Origin of the sequence: Kocuria salsicia, assembly GCF_039532055.1 — a bacterium.
GTDB lineage: Bacteria > Actinomycetota > Actinomycetes > Actinomycetales > Micrococcaceae > Kocuria > Kocuria salsicia.
On sequence record NZ_BAAARF010000012.1, the window covers coordinates 172,791 to 189,613 of the forward strand.

Genomic DNA, 16,823 nt, shown 5'->3' on the forward strand with positions numbered 1-16,823 from the left:
CCCGTCGGGGAAGGACCGGGGCCGCTGCGTCAGCGGTGCACGTGCAGGCGGCGGGCGGCCTCGGCGATCGTGCCGGACAGGGACGGGTAGACCGCGAAGGTGTCCGAGAGGTCGTCAACACCCAGGCGGTGCGTGACGGCGAGGGCGATCGGGAAGATCAGCTCGGAGGCGCGCGGGCCCACCACCACGCCACCCATCACGGTGCCGCTGCCGCGGCGGGCAAAGATCTTCACGAAGCCGTCATCCACCGCCATCATCTTGGCGCGGGGATTGGTGGCCAGGTTCATGGACATCCCCACGAACATGGCGGGATCGTCCTCAACATCCTGCTGGGTGATGCCCACCGAGGCGATCTCGGGCGAGGTGAAGATGTTGGAGGCCACCTCGTCCGTGCGCAGCGGGTGCACCGTGTCGCCCAGGATGTGCGCGATCGCAATGCGTCCCTGCATGGCGGCCACGGACGCCAGCGGCATCACACCGGTGCAGTCACCGGCCGCGTAGATGCCGGGGGCCGTGGTGCGGGAGACGGTGTCCACCCGGATGTGGCCGCTGTCCGTCAGCGCCACGCCCGCCCCCTCGAGGCCCAGGTCCGCGGTGTTCGGGATCGACCCCACCGCCAGGAGGCAGTGCGAGCCACGGATCTTGCGGCCGTCTGAGAGGGTGACCCGGACGCCGTCGCCGGTATTCTCCACCGCGTCCGCGCGGGAACGGGAGAGCACGCGCAGCCCGCGGCGCTCGAAGACGTTCTCCAGCACCTGGGCGGCATCCTTGTCCGAACCGGGGAGCACCTGCTCGCGCGAAGAGATCAGCGTGACGTCCGATCCCAGGCCGTTGTAGGCCGAGGCGAACTCGGCGCCGGTGACACCTGAGCCCACGACGATGAGCTTCTCGGGGATCTCGGTGAGCTGGTAGATCTGCTTCCAGTTGAAGATCCGCTCGCCGTCCGGCTTGGCGGTCTCCAGCTCGCGGGGGTGCGCGCCGACGGAGACCAGTACAACGTCCGCCCTCAGTTCGTAGGGCTCGTCGTCACTGGGCTCCACCACCACGGTGTGGCGGTCCACGATGCGCCCGCGGCCCTGCACCACGCGCACACCCACCCGCTCCAGGCCGCGCTTGATGTCACGAGACTGCGTGGCAGCCAGACGCAGCAGGCGCACGTTGACCTTGTCCAGGTCCACGCGGAGGTTGTTGAGCTCCTCCGTGGCATCGAGGTCGTCCCCCACGTGCACACCCAGGTCCCTGGCGGACGCAAAGCGGTTCATGGTGTCCGCGGAGGCGATGAGCGTCTTGGACGGCACCACGTCCGTGAGCACGGCGGCACCACCCATGCCCTGCTCCTCCACCACGGTGACGTCCGCCCCCAGCGACGCCGCCACGAGCGCCGCCTCGTAGCCGCCCGGGCCACCGCCGATGATCACGAGCTTCTGGTCCGCGAATTCCCTCTGCACAGTCATGTCTGCCATGGGCACCAGCCTACCGGGGGCTCCCACACGCTGACGCCGCGCGATGGCTGTCCTACAGTGGGCCCATGACCACCACCACAGAGACCACGGACCCCTTCGACCTGGCCCGGCAGGCGGCCGAGGCGTTGCGCGAGCGCACGGGTGTGCAGAGCCACCGGATCGCGCTGACGCTGGGCTCCGGGTGGGGCGGCGCCGCGGACCTGCTCGGTGAGACCGTGGCCGAGGTTCCCGCCCACGAGATCCCCGGCTTCTCCAAGCCCGCACTGGAAGGTCACGGCGGCACGCTGCGCTCCATTCGACTGCCGGACGACGAGCACGCCCTGGTGATCGGTGCCCGCACCCACTTCTACGAGGGCAAGGGAGTGCGCGCCGTCGCCCACGGGGTGCGCACGGCTGCAGCCGCGGGTGCGCAGGTCATGATCCTGACCAACGGCTGCGGCGGGCTGAACCCCGCGTGGGGCCCCGGGACACCCGTGCTGATCAGCGACCACCTGAACCTCACCGCCCGGTCCCCGCTGGAAGGCGCCACGTTCGTGGACCTCACGGACCTCTACTCCTCCCGGCTGCGGGAGATCGCCCACCGTGTGGACCCGGAACTGGACGAGGGCGTCTATGCCCAGTTCCCAGGCCCGCACTACGAGACCCCGGCCGAAGTCCAGATGGCCAAGGTGCTCGGCGCGGACCTCGTGGGCATGTCGACGGCGCTCGAGGCCATTGCCGCCCGCCAGGCCGGTCTCGAGGTGCTCGGGATGTCCCTCGTCACGAACCTCGCGGCCGGGATCAGCCCCGAGCCCCTCTCCCACGAGGAGGTGCTGGAGGCCGGGCGCGCGGCGGGCCCGCGCATCTCCCGGCTGCTCGCGGACGTCGTCGCCCAGCTCTGAGGCAGGTTCCGCGCCCCGTCACGGACCCGCAGCGTCGTCCCCCGACGTCCCCCGCGCGGGCCACAGACGGAATGTCACCAAGTGCGGGTCCCAGGCACTAGACTGACCGCAAGACAGCAATGCGCCCGCAGTGGCGGTCCGAAAGGGTGAAGTCATGGTCAGAAGATCGGAAGCCGACGTTCCCACGAGTGCTGCGCACTCCTCCGGGCACGCTGCGGGGCGCACCGTGGAGGACGGTAGCCACGCCGTGGACGCGGACGCGGACGCCCGCACCGCCCACTCGCACCGGGGGGCCAACACCCGCAACCGTCATGAGTACTCCGGCCAGGGGGACGTCGTGAAGAACGCGATCCTCTTCGTGGGCGGCTTCATCACCGTTGTGCTGAGCCTGTACCTCTTCAGCACCTACCCGGACAGCTGGGTGCTTTTCCTGGTGGGCATCCTGGTCTACGGCCTGGCGTTGATGGTCCCCACCCTGTTCCTCAACGGCAGCACCGCCAAGCACTCCACGGGCGGCACCGAGCTCACCCTGGACCTTCCCCGCGACGCCTCCGAGATGGCGCAGCGCACCGGTCCCGTGGGCCAGCGCCAGGACCGCGTCACCAGCTGAGCGCACCGCGCACCTGTAGGAGCCCCGCCCCGTCCACGGACGAGCGGGGCTCTCGCGTTGTCGGGGGTGCCCCCGCTTCGCCCCGCCGTCTCTCAGTCCACGGCCGGTCGGCCCCACCTGGCCGTTGCCCGGGGCGCACCCCCGTGGAGGAATCTGAGGTGTGGACAAACCACGAAACCCTCAGGGAAGCCGGGCACTTCTACACCTCAGACGCCGCACCGGCAGCCGCCGGGAACTTGGAAGTCAGACTCGGAGCTCGGACCCCGCGCGTCGGCCTGGTGCACCGCCCGGCCGCAGGCGCCGGCGCGGCGGCACCCTAGGCGTTGACCACCCACGCTTCCCCGCAACCCTCGTCCGTCTCGGCGGCGTCGACGGCGGTGAACGCGGCCGCGTTGACCACCGCGCTGTAGCGGGGCACGGGCACGGCAGTGGCGGGAGTGATCTCCCGTGCGACGACGGCGCCGCAGCCGGGCCCCTCACGCAGGTCCACCCACACGCCGAAGACCCGGCCGGTCACGACCGAGTCGTCCGTGTCCCACGGCTCGGCGTGGATGCAGCGCGTGGTGCCCCGGGTGCCGCTGAAGGACATGTTCTGCTGCGCGAAGGTGGCGCCGATGGAGCCGGCGCCACCGGTCACGAGCAGATGTCCCATGACTGTTCGTCACGGAGCGGCCGGGAGGTGGGCACCGCGGGACGTGCGGCGTCCCCGACCCCTGCCGAGCTGCGTCGTCGTCCCCCTGCGTCCCTAGGAAGCGGACCCGGCCTCGGAGCCAGACCCGGCCGTCTCGAGCACCGGGAAGATCGCGTCCAGCACCTCGCCGGCCCACGCGAGGATGTCCCCGTCCACGAGATCCTTGCCGCCGATCCGCGCGGTCTTGGGCTTGGGGATCAGCACCATGCGCGCGTCTGTGCCCGGCACGGGACGGACCTGGGATCCCGGGTAGAGGCGCTGCAGGCGCATCTCGCGGGACTCGGTGAGGTCCGCGGGCGAGAAGCGGATCATGTTTCCCTGCGTGGCCACGTCCGTGAGGCCCGCGGCGCGGGCGCGGATCCGCAGCCGCGCGACCTCAAGGAGATTGGCGACGGGGGTGGGCACGGGTCCGTAGCGGTCCTCGAGCTCCTCCGCGGCCTCAACAACGGCCTGCTCCGTGGCGGCGTTGGCCAGGGTGCGGTAGGCCTCCAGGCGCAGCCGCTCCCCCGGCACGTAGTCGTGCGGGAGGTGCGCGTTGACGGGCAGCTCGATCTTCATCTCCGCGGGCCCGGTGTCCTGGTCCCCGCGGTGCTCGGCCACGGCTTCGCCCACGAGACGCAGGTACATGTCGAAGCCCACGCCGGCGATGTGCCCGGACTGCTCGCCGCCCAGCAGGTTTCCGGCGCCGCGGATCTCGAGGTCCTTCATGGCCAGCTGCATGCCGGAGCCGAGCTCGTTGTGCGCGGCCACGGCCTTGAGACGCTCCAGCGCGGTCTCGCTCAGCGGCTTCTCCACCGGGTACAGGAAGTAGGCGTACGCCCGCTCGCGCCCGCGCCCCACGCGACCGCGCAGCTGGTGCAGCTGCGAGAGGCCGTAGCGGTCCGCGTGGTCCACGATCAGCGTGTTCGCGTTGGCGATGTCCAGGCCGGTCTCCACGATGGTGGTGCAGATCAGCACGTCGAACTTCTTCTCCCAGAAGTCCACGATGATCTGCTCCAGGCGGGACTCGCTCATCTGCCCGTGGGCGACGGCGATCCGCGCCTCCGGGACGAGCTCCGCGAGCTCCTTGGCCCGCGCCTCGATGGTGGACACCCGGTTGTGGATGAAGAACACCTGCCCCTCACGCATGAGCTCGCGGCGCACCGCGGCCGAGACCTGCTTGTTCGTGTAGGGACCCACGTACGTGAGAACGGGGTGGCGCTCCTCCGGCGGGGTGGCCAGCGTGGAGGTCTCGCGGATGCCCGTCATGGACATCTCCAGCGTGCGCGGGATGGGCGTGGCGGACATCGCCAGCACGTCCACGTCCGTGCGCATGGCCTTGAGCTTCTCCTTGTGCTCCACGCCGAAGCGCTGCTCCTCGTCGATGATCACCAGCCCCAGGTTTTTGAACTGCATCTCCTTGCTCAGCAGCCGGTGGGTGCCGATCACCACGTCCACCGCGCCGCTGCGCAGCCCCTCCATGGTGGCCTTGGACTCCTTGGCGCTCTGGAACCGGGAGAGGGTTGCCAGGCGCACGGGGAAGCCCGAGAAGCGCTCAGCAAAGGTCTCGGTGTGCTGCTGGGCGAGCAGCGTGGTGGGCACAAGCACCGCCACCTGCTTGCCGTCCTGCACGGCCTTGAACGCCGCGCGCACCGCCACCTCGGTCTTGCCATAGCCCACGTCTCCGGAGATCAGCCGATCCATGGGGATAGGCCGCTCCATGTCCGCCTTGACCTCGTCGATGGTGGTCAACTGGTCCGGTGTCTCCACGTACGGGAACGCCTGCTCCAGCTCGCGCTGCCAGGGGGTGTCCGGGCCGAACGCGTGGCCCTTGGAGGCCATGCGCGCCGAGTAGAGCCGGATCAGCTCGTTCGCGATCTCCTTGACGGCCTTCTTGGCGCTGCGCTTGGTCTTGCTCCAGTCCGCACCGCCCATCTTGGACAGCGACGGTGCCTCACCGCCCACGTAGCTGCTCACCTGGTCGAGCTGGTCCGTGGGCACGAACAGCCGGTCCCTCGGACCGTTGCGCTTGGACGGCGCGTAGTCCAGCACCAGGTACTCGCGCACGGGCTTGGGCTGGCCCGGGACGGTCATTGCACCGGCGATCGGGCGCTGGACGAGCTCCACGAACTGGCCGATGCCGTGCTGCTCGTGCACCACGTAGTCGCCCTTCTGCAGGGCCAGGGGATCCACCTGGTTGCGCTTGCGCCGCTGCGGAAGCCTGCGCTCCGCGCGGGTGTCGTAGGTGCTCGCCCGGCCGAGCACGTCCGCCTCCGTCAGGAGGGCGGTACGCGTGGCCTCGAGCACGAAGCCTCGACCCGCGCGCGCCGTCGTCAGCTCCACGAGCCCCGGCTGCGGGCTCTCGGTGAGGGTCTCGTAGCGTGCCGCGGGGATCTCCGCGCCGTGCAGCAGCTCGCTCAGCCGCTGCAGGGGCCCGGGCCCGTCCGTCACGAGCACCACGCGCCACTCCTCGCGCACGCGCTGGGCAAGGAAACTCAGCATGGCCTCCACGTCCCCGGCGAACCGGGTGGGCTCGCGTCCACCCACGGTGAGGGTGTCCGCGTCCGTGTCCGCGAGGTGCACCTCTTCCTCTGAGGTGTCGGCGTCGATCTGGGAGGCGGTCACGGCGTTGACGTTGAGGCCCGTGACGGACCACCAGCCCACCGAGCGGTCGAGGGCGAGCTCGCGCACCTCGGCAATCGTGTGGAAGGAGCCTGAGGCCAGCGAACGGGTGGCGCCGTCGTCCGTGTCCAGCGCGGTGTTCAGGTCCAGGGGCGCGTCGTTGCCGCCGGACGCGGACTCCCACGCCGCCATGAGGAACTCCTCGTTGGTGGCCACGAGGTCGTGTGCGCGGGCCCGGACCTTCTCCGGTTCCAGCACCACGGTCATGGAGCCCTCCGGCAGCAGGGACAGCACCTGGACCATGTCGTCCGCGAGAAGCGGCGCGAGGGACTCCATGCCCTCCACGTACTGTCCCCCGGCGATGCGCTCCAGCATCTCCCGGCCCCCGGGCAGCTGCTCCTTGAGCTTGGCGGCGCGCGACTGCACGGACGGCGTCACGAGCAGCTCGCGGCACGGCGGGGCGACGACGACGCTCGGGTGGGCCGCGTCCGCGAGCGTGCGCTGGTCCGCGACGGCGAACCAGCGCATCTCGTCCAGCTCGTCCCCGAAGAACTCGAGGCGCACGGGGTGGTCCTCGGTGGGCGGGAAGACGTCCACGATCCCGCCGCGCACCGCGAACTCGCCGCGCTTGGTGACCATGTCCACGCGCGCGTACGCGGCGGCCGCGAGGTCCTTGACGAGCCCCTGGAAGTCGTAGTCCTGCCCCGTGCGCAGCGTCACGGGCTCCATCTCACCGAGCCCGGCGACCACCGGCTGCAGCACCGAGCGCACCGGGGCCACGACCACGCGCAGGGGCTCAGCGGTGGCGTCCGGGTGCGCGAGCCGGCGCAGCACGCCCAGGCGCTGGCCCACGGTGTCCGAACGGGGGGAGAGCCGCTCGTGCGGCAGGGTCTCCCAGGACGGGAAGTTCGCGATGCCCCCGGCCGGCAGGTAGGACTCGAGCGCGGCCTGCACCTGCTCAGCCTCCCGCCCGGTGGCGGTCACGGCGAGCAGCACCGGCCTCGCGACACCGTTCGCCGCCGCCCCGCTGGAGACAGCCCCGTGCGCCTGCTCCAGGCCGCTCGCGATCTGCGCGAGCACTGGCGCGCGCAGTCCGTCCGTGGCACTGATGATCGTCTCCGCCGAGCGCTCCGCGAGGGGGCGTGACGCCTGCGAGCGGATGTTGGCGAAACCGCGGTCCTCGCAGAGGGCGGTGAGCAGACCGGTCAGGGACATGGGTGGGTGGCTCCTGGGTGAGTCGACGGGATGAGCGGACGGAATGGGCAGGGGCGGTGAGCGGCGCCGTCACCGGGTCCGTGCCGAGAAATCGTGATGAGGAATAGTGACGGGGATCGTGGGCGGGACGGCGCGCCGAGCCGTGGTGCTCCCGCCGACGCCGCCCCCCTGATCGCGTTTCAGCCTACCCGCGAGTCCCGACACGCACACCGGTGCAGCCACCCGTCGTCGGCTCGTACCCTGGAGTCCATGACGACGTCCCAGCCCCACGCCCTGACCGGCCTCACCGTGGCCATCACGGCGCACCGCCGCGCCCAAGAACAGGGCGGTGCGTTCGAGCGCCACGGCGCGCGCGTCCAGTACGCACCCGCGCTGAAGATCACGCCCACGGACGAGGACGACGACGTGGTGGCCGCCGTCCGCGAGACCGTCGCCTCCGCGCCGGGCACCGTGCTGGTCACGACCGGCTACGGGGTCAAGCGCTGGCTGTCCGTCGCCGAGGAGCACGGCCTGCGCGAGGAGCTGCTCGCGGCTCTGCGCGAGAGCACCGTGTACGCGCGCGGCGCCAAGGCGAAGGGCCAGCTGCAGGCACTCGAGATCCCGTGCGCGTACACGGGCTCCTCCGGGCGCACCGCCGAGCTCGTGGACCGGGTGCTCGAGATGCCCTCCCCGGGCACCGTCACGCTCCAGCTGCACGGCACGGCGGACGAGCAGCAGCTCGGTCGGATGCGATCCGCCGGACTGGACGTGCGCGTGTTCGCCCCCTACCGCTGGGAGTCTGCGGACGAGGGCTCACGGCTGTCCCGGCTCGTTCGCGAGATCGCGGCCGGGGACCTGGACTATGTGACCTTCACGGCAGCCCCCGCGGTGGACGCGGTGCTCGATGCCGCCACTGCCGCGGGCTGCCGCGACGGCGTCGTGGCCTCGCTGCGGGAGGGCCGCTGCACCGCCGTGGCAATCGGCCCCGTCTGCGTGCAGCCGCTCGAGGAGGCCGGCATCACGAACGCCGTGGTCCCCGAGCGCTTCCGCCTCGGGGCCATGGTCAAGGCCGTGTGCGATCACGCGAGGGCGGCCGCCTCCCGGTAGTGCTCGACGACGAGCGCCACGAGCTCCTGGGGCACCTCGCCCCCGGCCACGAGCAGCGGCTCGGCGGTCACGTCCGCGCCCGCGGCAAGTGCGCGGCCGTGGAAGAACCCGGGGGCCAGCAGGTACGGCACCACGAGAACCCGACCCGCGGCCCCGCCGTGCCCGGACCGCGGCGTCGCGGACGTGGTGGGTTGGTGTGCAGGTGACACGGGGCACGGCGGCGGCACGGCGGCATCACCCGCGGCGGCCGCGCGAATCTCTGACTCGGTCGGCGCCTCGGGGCAGCCGGGGTCGCCACGTCGCTCCGCCGCGGCGTCGTCCCCCGCCCGGTCCTCCGGCGGGGTGCCCAGCTCGCGCCTGGCCTCCGCGACGGCCTCCGGCAGCGTGGGGCGCGCCGCGGAGAGGTAGGCGGGGGTGACCGGGAGGCCCACCTCTTCGGTGAGCAGCCGCGCGGTGCGCTCACAGTCCTCGCCCGCGCGGGGGTCCGAGGAGCCGGCGGCCACCATCACGATCCTGTCTCCCGGGCCGACGTCGGGCCCGCCGCTCACGCGCACCGCCTCCGCGAGCCGGCGGGCCATGATGCGGGCGAGCCCGCGGTCCGGACCGAGCGCCGCCGCCACCCGGTGGCGCGGGGTGCCCCGCACCGCGCGGGCCATGTCCACGAACACGTGGTAGCCGGCGGAGAGCAGCAGCGGGACCACCACGGCGTCGTCCCCGGCGAGCTGCGCCGTGCGGGCCACGAGGTCCGGCTCCTGGACGTCCACCCAGGTGTCCACCACGGGGACGTCTGGAAGTGCGGTGCGCACCTCGGCGACGAGCGCGGCGACAGCGCTCTGGCCTGCGGGGTCACGGGTACCGTGCGCGCACGCGAGGAGGACGGGGGCTGGTTCAGTGGAGGTGCTCACCCGGTCCATTGTGCCGCCGACCGGCCTGGTTCAGCGCCGCATGGCGTCCGTGTACCCCACGCTGCGGTCCACGGCGCGCTGGCGCCGCACGAGCCACGCCGTCCCGCCCGGCAGGCGAGCCAGGCGGGATTTGACCGTGACGCGGCGCTGGCTCGGCATCATCCGGGCCGCGAGCTCAAGATACCGACGCGCATCCGCCGCGCGCCCCTCCCGCAGGGCCTGCTCGGCGTCCGAAACGGCGGCGAGCGGGGAGCCCTTGCGCAACCGGGTGAGCAGCTTCTGGCGCTCCTCCTCGCTCAGCTCCCGCTCGAAGCGGGTGAGCGTCTTGCGCAGCGCCATCTCCTCCCCCGCGGCCATCCGGTCCCGCTGGGACTGCATGGAGCCGCCCGACCACGCGATGATCGAGGTGACATCGTCCACCCGGTCGAAGCGCCACCCCGAGTAGACGGCCCGCAGCCACAGCTCCCAGTCCTCCACGAAGACCTGCTCCGGGTCGAAGACGCCCACCTCCTCGAAGAAGCGGCGCGGGAACAGGCCGTAGAGGCTGCCGATGTTGTACTCAAGCACCACGCTGCGCTGCTGCTGCGGCTCGGGCATCCGCTCGCGGTACTGCACCCGCTCCGCGTTGATCCCCGAAGGCGTGCACTGCCAGCCGTTGGCGTAGACCACGGTGCGCTCGCGTCCGGGTTCGCGCTGCAGCTCCCGGTACCGGGCCAGCAGTGTCTCGAGGTGGTGCGGCAGCAGCTGGTCGTCCGCGTCCAGGAACGTGACGAAGTCCCCCGCGACGAGTCCAAGCGCCCGGTTGCGGGCTGCACCGCATCCCGCGTTGTCCTGGCGCATGACCCGGACCGTCCTGCCGGGGCGGTTCACGGCCTCATAGCCCCTGAGCACATGCGCGGTGTTGTCCGTGGACCCGTCGTCCACCACGAAGACCTCCACACGCGGGTGCGTCTGGCGCAGCACGCTGCTGATCGCCTGCCCCACCAGGTCCTGGCCGTTGTAGACGGCGATGACCACGCTGACGAGCGGGACCTCGCCCTCGGTACCGGGCGTGCTCTCGTGTGCCATTTCTCCCCTGTCGTTGCTCACGGTCGTGGCTCGCTGCCACACCGTGCGGCCCGTGGCTCACCGTGGAGCTCGGCGTGCTGCCCGCCCCCGAAGTGCGGCGCCGGTCTCCTGACCTGGCACCCGTCCAAGTCTAGGAATCGCGCAGAGCCGCCCCCGCTGGGATCCGTCCACACATAGGGGCACGTTTGCCCCGAACGACGTGTTTTCGGGGCTCCCTGCCGTAGCCCCTCGGTAGGATTTTTCTGCAGTTGGCCACGTCCAAGGGGAGAGCCGTGGGCTCGCAAGGACCGAGGCAGTGTGCTCATCGGTCAAGGGGGAGAAGCGTGAATCTTAGTCAGTACGTCCGTTGTCTGAAGGACATGTGGTTGCTCGTGGTGCTCACCACGGTGGTGGGGGTGCTCCTCGGGACCGCGGCGGGCCTGCTGATGCCCAAGTCCTACGAGTCCCAGGCACAGGTCTTCGTGAATGTCGCGAATCCCCGCTCCGTCACGGACCTGCAGATGGGCGAGCAGTTCGCCGTGGCCCGCGCCGCGTCCTACGCACGGGTGGCCACCACCAACTCGGTGCTCCAGCCCGTGGTGGACAGCGTCCACCTCGACGAGACGCCCGAGGAGCTTGCGGAGTCCGGCGTCGTCGCCACTAACCAGCCCAACACCGCGATGATCACGCTCACCGCCACCGGAACCTCCGCTCAGCAGGCCGCGGACATCGCCCAGGCCACCGCGGACAGCCTCGTGGAGGTCAGCCGCTCGCTCGAGACCATTCCGCAGGCGCAGGACGGCCAGCAGCCCGCCAACGTGAAGCTGAACGTGGTCCAGAAGGCCGCGGTGCCGCAGAAGTCCTCGGGCCCCTCCGCCGCCGTCAACGCGGCCCTCGGCGCTCTCGTGGGTCTGATCGCGGGTCTGCTCCTGGTGCTCCTGCGCGGCGGCCGGTCCCTGCGCGCCCGCGAACGCGCCGGAGCGGAGCACCGCGCCACCCGCCGTGCCCGTGCCGCGGTGGACGACTCGCATGAGCACTGAGCGCTCCCGCCCCGGGCACCCGCGCGACGTCGTCGTCGTGTGCCCCACCGAGTACGGCGGACAGCTTGAGCACGCCGCAGACCTTGCGCTGGCACTGGAGGCGTCTTCGGACGTCGCCGCCGTGGCGCTCGTCTCCCGCCCGGGGGCCCGGGAGTACCTGGGCTGGGGTCCGGGGCACCCCGTGCGCGTAGTGGAGACCGTTCCGCCGCGCCGCACCACCGTTCCGGCCTCGTCCCCGGGCAAGGTGCTGCGCGCCGGCCTGCAGGTGGCGGACCTGCTGCGCGAGCACCTAGCGGTGCGCGCCGCGGCCCGGCGCGCGGGCGCGGACGCCGTTCTCGCCCTGGATTCCACCAAGTACCCGGTCCCCGGGGCTCTGCGCGCTCGGCGCACCCAGCGCACGGCCGTGTTCGTGCACAACGCCCAGCCGCACTTCGACCTCGCCAGCGCCTCCGTCCGCGAGAAGGTGCTGCTGTGGCTGGACCGGGCCTGCGCGCGCCGGGCGGACCGCGTCATCACGCACGGCGCCGAGCAGGCCGAGATCGTTCGGGGCTATACGGACCGCCCTGTGAGCGCCGTGGCGCTGCCGGTGTCCTCGCGGCTCGATCCGCAGGTGCCCACCGCGACCACCGGCACGGACGCGGGGCCGCACGCCCTGTGCATCGGTGAGGTCCGCGCCAACAAGGGCATCGAGCACGCCGTCGTCGCCGCCGGTGAGGCCGGGGTGCCGCTGCTCGTGCGCGGCGCGGCCGAGAGCCCGGAGCTGGGCGCGGAGCTCACCCGCCTGGCCACCCGCTACCCCGCCGTGGACTTCGAGGACCGCTTCCTGAGCCGCGAAGAGTTCGCCGGGCACGTGCGCGACGCCGCGGTCATCGTGCTGCCCTACACCCACTTCGACGCCCACTCCGGCGTCCTCGCCAAGGCCATCGGCACGGGCACCCGCGTGGTGGCCTCGGACCTCGCCTCGCTGCGCGAGCAAGCCGGGGACTACCCCGGGTTCACCGCCGCGGACATCCGCGACCCGGCCGCCTTCGGGCGCGCCCTGCGCGCGGCGTTCGACAACGCCGTGGCGTCTGGACCGCGCGCGGGTGCCGGAGCGAGCGGCGTCGCCCCCTCCCACGGCACCGGGCCTGCCCCGGTCGACCACACAGACTGGGAGCCCTCCGTGGCCGCCGTCCTGGGAGTGCAGGTCGCATGAGCCCCACCGCCGTGCCCCCCACGGACCGGTCCCGCACCCGGCGTGCCGCCCGCGCCGCCGCGCGTCGGGACCCGCCCGTGACCGGCGCACGGGGCACCCGGCTGGACCGCGCACTGGCCGCGGTGCTGATCGTGCTCTCGGTGCTGCCCTACGCGGCGGTCCCCCTGGGCTCGAACACCAACCTGCCACTGTCCAGCCTCGTGGCGGTGGTCCTGATCGTGCGCTGCGGGCGCCACATGCCCGTGATGTGGACCGCCCTGCTGGTGGGGGCGGTGCCCTTCGCGGCCTCGTTCCTGCGGATGTTCTTCACGTCCCAGCCGCTGCAGATCCCGGGGTCCATCACCTGGCTCGTGTTTACCCTCCCCCTGGCCGGGACCGCGGCAGCCACCGTGTTCCTGGGAGCGCGCACCATCCCCTGGCTCAGCTGGGCCATGCTCCTCAGCGCCGGTTTCACGCTCGTGCAGAAGTACGTGTTCTTCGACGTGCTGGACACCATTCCCTTTGAGGGCCTCTACGACCTCCCCGGCTACGCGAACGTCTCCGACTTCAGCGAGACGTTCATGCAGTACGTGCGCCGGCCCTTCGGGCTCTTCCCGGAGACCTCCTTCATGGTGGGCACCCTCTCGCTCATGGCCATGGCCCTGGTGCTCCTCGCGCGCCACTACCGGCGACGGATGACGGCGCGGGACGTCGTCGCCCTCGCCCTGGTGCTGTGGGCCGTGGCAATCTCCGGCTCCGGTGCCGCCGTGGTGGTGCTGGGCGTGGTGCTCGTGGCCGCGATCGCCCCCTACGCCGTGCGCCATGCGTGGGCCGCGGTGCTGCTGGTGCCCACCGGGCTCGCCGGCGCCGTGTGGGTGGGCGTGGGCGTGCTGCAGGACCGGCAGGAGTCCTTCAACTGGTCCTGGGCGGACCGAGGCTCCTCCATCACGGCATCCGTCCGCTACCTCTTCTCCGACCCCCTCGTCTTCCTCCTGGGTGTGGGCAGGGGCCGGTCCAACGAGCTGTTCCTGGCGGGCCGGATGCCCCTGGGCGACCTGCAGCACTACAACCCTCTCCCGGACATCTACTCCGTGATCGGGCGCGTGGTGCTCGAGGACGGCATGGTCTTCGGACTGGCCCTCGTCCTGTTCATGGCCGTGATGTGCCTGAGGTCCGGCGGGCGCAACCCGCTGTGGCTCGGGCTGTGCACGCTGGTGGTGTGGATCGTGGTCGCCGGCGGAACCACGAGCTACGACTCCGCCTTCTGGGTGTGGGGCACCGCCGGCGTGTGCCTGGGGCTGGAGATCACCCGCTCCGAGGACACCCGGGAGACCGCAGCCCCGTGGGCTCCGGAGGGCGCCGAGTCAATCGGCGCTCCCACCGCCGCGCCGACCGGCCCAGCGGGCCCGTCACCCCACTTGTGATCCCCGCACGCCTCGGCGGCATCTCCCCCACGGCACCCGAACTCTTCCGTTCTCCCCAGAAAGGCCCGCCCCGTGCGCGTTCTCCACATTGTCAACGACGCCGAGACCGGTGGTGCGCAGACCCTCATCGAGCAGCTGATGCTCGCGCGCCCCGAGGGCGACGACGCCCACCTCCTGGTCCTCATGGGCCAGGGAGCGCTCTCGCCACGGCTGGAGGCCGCCGCCACGAGCACCGCCTACGTGGGCATGACCCGCCGCGACGTGGTGCCCCTGAGGGCGATGCGCGCGCTGCGAAGGCTCGTCGCGGAGCACGGCATCCAGGTGGTGCACTCCCACCTGCAGCAGTCAGACCTGGTCAACGAGGTCACCCCGCACGGGGCCAGGCGCGTGGCCACCCTGCACAACAGCCTGCACCTGGCGCAGAAGCCCGTCACCCGGGTCACCTGGTGGCTTGCGGCGCAGGCCTCCGCCCGGCTCGACGCCGTGGTCGCGTGCTCCAACTCTGCCCTCGGCTTCGCGGCGGAGTCGCACTACCGTTTCGGCACGGAGCACATCCGCGTCGTGCACAACGGCACGCGAATCTCGCCGGTTCCCGCCCCTGAGCCCTCCGGTCCCCCGGTGTTCGTGCACCTGGGCCGCTGCGTGGAGCAGAAGGACCACCCCACCCTCTTCCGCGCCTTCGCGCGCGTGCTCGCCGAGCACCCCGACGCGCGGCTGTTCTGCGCGGGCCACCTGGTGGACCCCGGGAACGAGGCACTCACCATCGAGCTGGAGACGCTGGGCATCGGTCAGGCCGTGACTCTGCTGGGCTCGGTCTCGGACGTCCACGCGCTGATCCGCACCGCCCACGCCGTGGTCTTCGCGAGCAACCACGAGGCCCTGCCCATGGCGGGTCTGGAGGCGCTGAGCGAGGGCGTGCCGGTGATCACCACGGACACCGGCGACGCGAAGCTGCTGGCCGTGGACCCGCAGGCCGTGGTGCCCGTCCGCGATCCGGAAGCCCTGGGCCGTGCCATGAACCGCTTCGTGGACCTCCCGGCCGCGGAGCGTGGCGAGTGGCGGCGTCGCAGCTGGGAGCTCGGACGCACCGAGTTCGACAGCCGCGGCACCGCCCGGCGCTACCGTGAGCTCTACGAGGAGCTGACGGACGGTTCCTGACGCCCGCCGTGCTCCTGCGTTGCGCGTTCGTTGATCTCCCGGTCGCGGCGGCGGATCCGGCGGAAGGCCATGACGAAGACGGCGCCGAGCGCGGCCGCGCACACACCGATCGTCACCACGTCCGGCAGCACACGGCCCACGAGCATGAAGACCCCCACGGCCCCGGCCGACCCGAGGGCCATCAGCGCCCACGTGCGCAGATTCGCCCCAGTGACCCCCGAGGGCTCGGCACGCTCGCTGAAGTAGAGCTGCACCGGAACCGCGAGCAGCAGGGGTGCCACGGAAGCAGCCATGACGAGCTCCAGGCTGTCGGTGCCGGCGGCGAGCCACACAGCGGGCAGCGTAACCACCAGGACGCCCAGGCTGATGAGGGACGCCACCAGGGGGTTGCCCCGCAGTGTCATCACCAGGTTGGGGACCTGGCCCAGGGACTCCCCCAGCACACCCAGCACCACCATGGCGAGGGCGGGTGCTGCGAAGGCCATGCCCGCGCCCAGCCACACGGTCAGCAGCTCCGTGGGGATGGCGAGCAGCGGGATGCTGAGCATGAGGCCCACCAGCAGGGCGACCGTCGTCGCCACCCGGATGTGCTCCGCAGCCTCGGCACCTCGCGACTTCTTGATGGGGTAGGCGAAGGGCATCGAGATCCAGCTCACGACCAGCCGTGCGCTCTGGTTCACCCGCATCAGTGCACCGAACGCCGTGGCGGCCTGCAGCCCGAGGGTGGGGCCCACGATGAACAGCGGCAGCTGGTACACGCCCAGCAGCGAGAGGGACCCGATGGAGAGCACCGAGGACATCCGCAGCAGCGGTCGGCCCTGTTCCTTCCAGGCACCGGGCAGCGGCCGCGCCAGCCCGAAGCGGCGGTACACGGCCCAGAAGCACACGATGGGCGGCAGCAGCAGGGACGCGCACTCCACAAGGACGAGCGCGATCAGCCCGCCGTGCAGCGGGATGAGCAGGGCGTAGCCGGCCGCACGGCCCAGGATCGCCACCACGGCGGCCTTGCGCTCGATGTCCGGGCGGTTGAGGCCCCACAGCAGAGAGTTGCACGCGCGTCCGAGCACGGAGAAGAACAGCGTGACCCCCGCAGCCAGCAGCAGCGGCGTCACCGCGTGCCGGTCCCGCTCGGGGACGGCCACCGTCGTGAGGTACAGCGGGAAAACCGCGAAGTACAGCGCCGTGAGCACCACGGCGAGCACCAGGAAGACCAGCAGGGCCACGCCCACGAAGCTGCGGCGTTTGGCGTGGGCGCCCGGATCGTCGTCGGGGATGTCCGCGAGGGTGCGCACGATCCCTGTACCCAGCCCGAAGTCCGACATGGTCAGCAGCTGGATGGCGCTGAACGTGATGACCCACAGGCCGTAGGACTCGGCCCCCACGATGGCGATCGCGAAGGGGTAGAGCAGCAGGAGTCCGAACACGCTGGTGAAACCCGAGATGTAGTTCCACAGGATGTTGGTCCCCACCCGGGACGTCTGCGTTTCGGCGGCGGGTACGGGGCTGGAGCGGGTGTCTGTCATGGGGT

The 16,823-nt window shown here is 71.7% G+C and carries 13 protein-coding genes; 7 read left to right on the forward strand and 6 right to left on the reverse strand.

Going from position 1 to position 16,823, the window contains the following annotated elements:
- Positions 1-29: 29 nt before the first annotated feature.
- On the reverse strand, positions 30-1,454 hold the full coding sequence (locus tag ABD264_RS10715) for an NAD(P)H-quinone dehydrogenase (protein WP_164497807.1): 1,425 nt from the start codon (positions 1,452-1,454) through the stop codon (positions 30-32).
- A 74-nt stretch (positions 1,455-1,528) separates the two neighbouring features.
- Here ABD264_RS10715 and ABD264_RS10720 point away from each other — a divergent pair, with 74 nt between their 5' ends.
- Together ABD264_RS10720 and ABD264_RS10725 are read left to right on the forward strand one after the other, a co-directional pair.
- The gene (locus tag ABD264_RS10720; protein ID WP_144942337.1) at positions 1,529-2,344 is read left to right on the forward strand and encodes a purine-nucleoside phosphorylase; all 816 of its coding nucleotides are present in this window, start codon (positions 1,529-1,531) and stop codon (positions 2,342-2,344) included.
- Positions 2,345-2,498: 154 nt separating this feature from the next.
- The gene (locus ABD264_RS10725; RefSeq protein WP_144942338.1) at positions 2,499-2,954 is read left to right on the forward strand and encodes a hypothetical protein; all 456 of its coding nucleotides are present in this window, start codon (positions 2,499-2,501) and stop codon (positions 2,952-2,954) included.
- A gap of 316 nt (positions 2,955-3,270) precedes the next feature.
- On the opposite strand, the gene ABD264_RS12480 is transcribed toward ABD264_RS10725, so the two are convergent.
- Complete coding sequence (locus ABD264_RS12480; RefSeq protein WP_425554325.1) at positions 3,271-3,606, reverse strand: dTDP-4-dehydrorhamnose 3,5-epimerase family protein; 336 nt, start codon at positions 3,604-3,606, stop codon at positions 3,271-3,273.
- A gap of 93 nt (positions 3,607-3,699) precedes the next feature.
- Entirely contained in the window at positions 3,700-7,461 is a 3,762-nt protein-coding gene (mfd, locus tag ABD264_RS10735; protein WP_144942340.1) for a transcription-repair coupling factor, read from the reverse strand.
- A 249-nt stretch (positions 7,462-7,710) separates the two neighbouring features.
- Here mfd and ABD264_RS10740 point away from each other — a divergent pair, with 249 nt between their 5' ends.
- A complete protein-coding gene (locus ABD264_RS10740; protein ID WP_344205988.1) occupies positions 7,711-8,547 on the forward strand; it encodes a uroporphyrinogen-III synthase in 837 nt (278 codons plus the stop codon).
- Here the strand turns inward: ABD264_RS10740 and ABD264_RS10745 are convergent.
- Both ABD264_RS10745 and ABD264_RS10750 read right to left on the reverse strand, forming a co-directional pair.
- Positions 8,520-9,452 (reverse strand): sirohydrochlorin chelatase, encoded by a 933-nt coding sequence (locus ABD264_RS10745; RefSeq protein ID WP_362860617.1) that lies wholly within the window; start codon positions 9,450-9,452, stop codon positions 8,520-8,522. The genes ABD264_RS10740 and ABD264_RS10745 overlap by 28 nt on opposite strands.
- Positions 9,453-9,482: 30 nt before the next feature.
- Entirely contained in the window at positions 9,483-10,520 is a 1,038-nt protein-coding gene (locus ABD264_RS10750) for a glycosyltransferase family 2 protein (RefSeq protein WP_145010535.1), read from the reverse strand.
- Between the two features lie 323 nt (positions 10,521-10,843).
- Between ABD264_RS10750 and ABD264_RS10755 the strand changes: the two genes are divergently transcribed.
- The 4 genes from ABD264_RS10755 (at position 10,844) to ABD264_RS10770 (ending at position 15,295) form a co-directional block, all read left to right on the forward strand.
- Positions 10,844-11,539: a YveK family protein gene (locus tag ABD264_RS10755; RefSeq protein WP_303106042.1), complete on the forward strand. Its 696-nt coding sequence runs from the start codon at positions 10,844-10,846 to the stop codon at positions 11,537-11,539.
- Positions 11,529-12,734 (forward strand): glycosyltransferase family protein, encoded by a 1,206-nt coding sequence (locus ABD264_RS10760; RefSeq protein ID WP_144942345.1) that lies wholly within the window; start codon positions 11,529-11,531, stop codon positions 12,732-12,734. The genes ABD264_RS10755 and ABD264_RS10760 overlap by 11 nt, the downstream gene beginning before the upstream one ends.
- Positions 12,731-14,137, forward strand: a complete 1,407-nt coding sequence (locus ABD264_RS10765) for a hypothetical protein (RefSeq protein ID WP_344205992.1) — start codon at positions 12,731-12,733, stop codon at positions 14,135-14,137. The genes ABD264_RS10760 and ABD264_RS10765 overlap by 4 nt, the downstream gene beginning before the upstream one ends.
- Positions 14,138-14,209: 72 nt before the next feature.
- Positions 14,210-15,295 carry a glycosyltransferase gene (locus tag ABD264_RS10770; RefSeq protein ID WP_055084345.1) on the forward strand — a complete coding sequence of 362 codons (1,086 nt, stop codon included), beginning with the start codon at positions 14,210-14,212 and terminating at the stop codon, positions 15,293-15,295.
- Here the strand turns inward: ABD264_RS10770 and ABD264_RS10775 are convergent.
- Positions 15,268-16,818, reverse strand: coding sequence for a lipopolysaccharide biosynthesis protein (locus ABD264_RS10775; RefSeq protein ID WP_290498610.1), 1,551 nt, complete (start codon positions 16,816-16,818; stop codon positions 15,268-15,270). The two genes, ABD264_RS10770 and ABD264_RS10775, sit on opposite strands and share 28 nt — an antisense overlap.
- Positions 16,819-16,823: the final 5 nt, after the last annotated feature.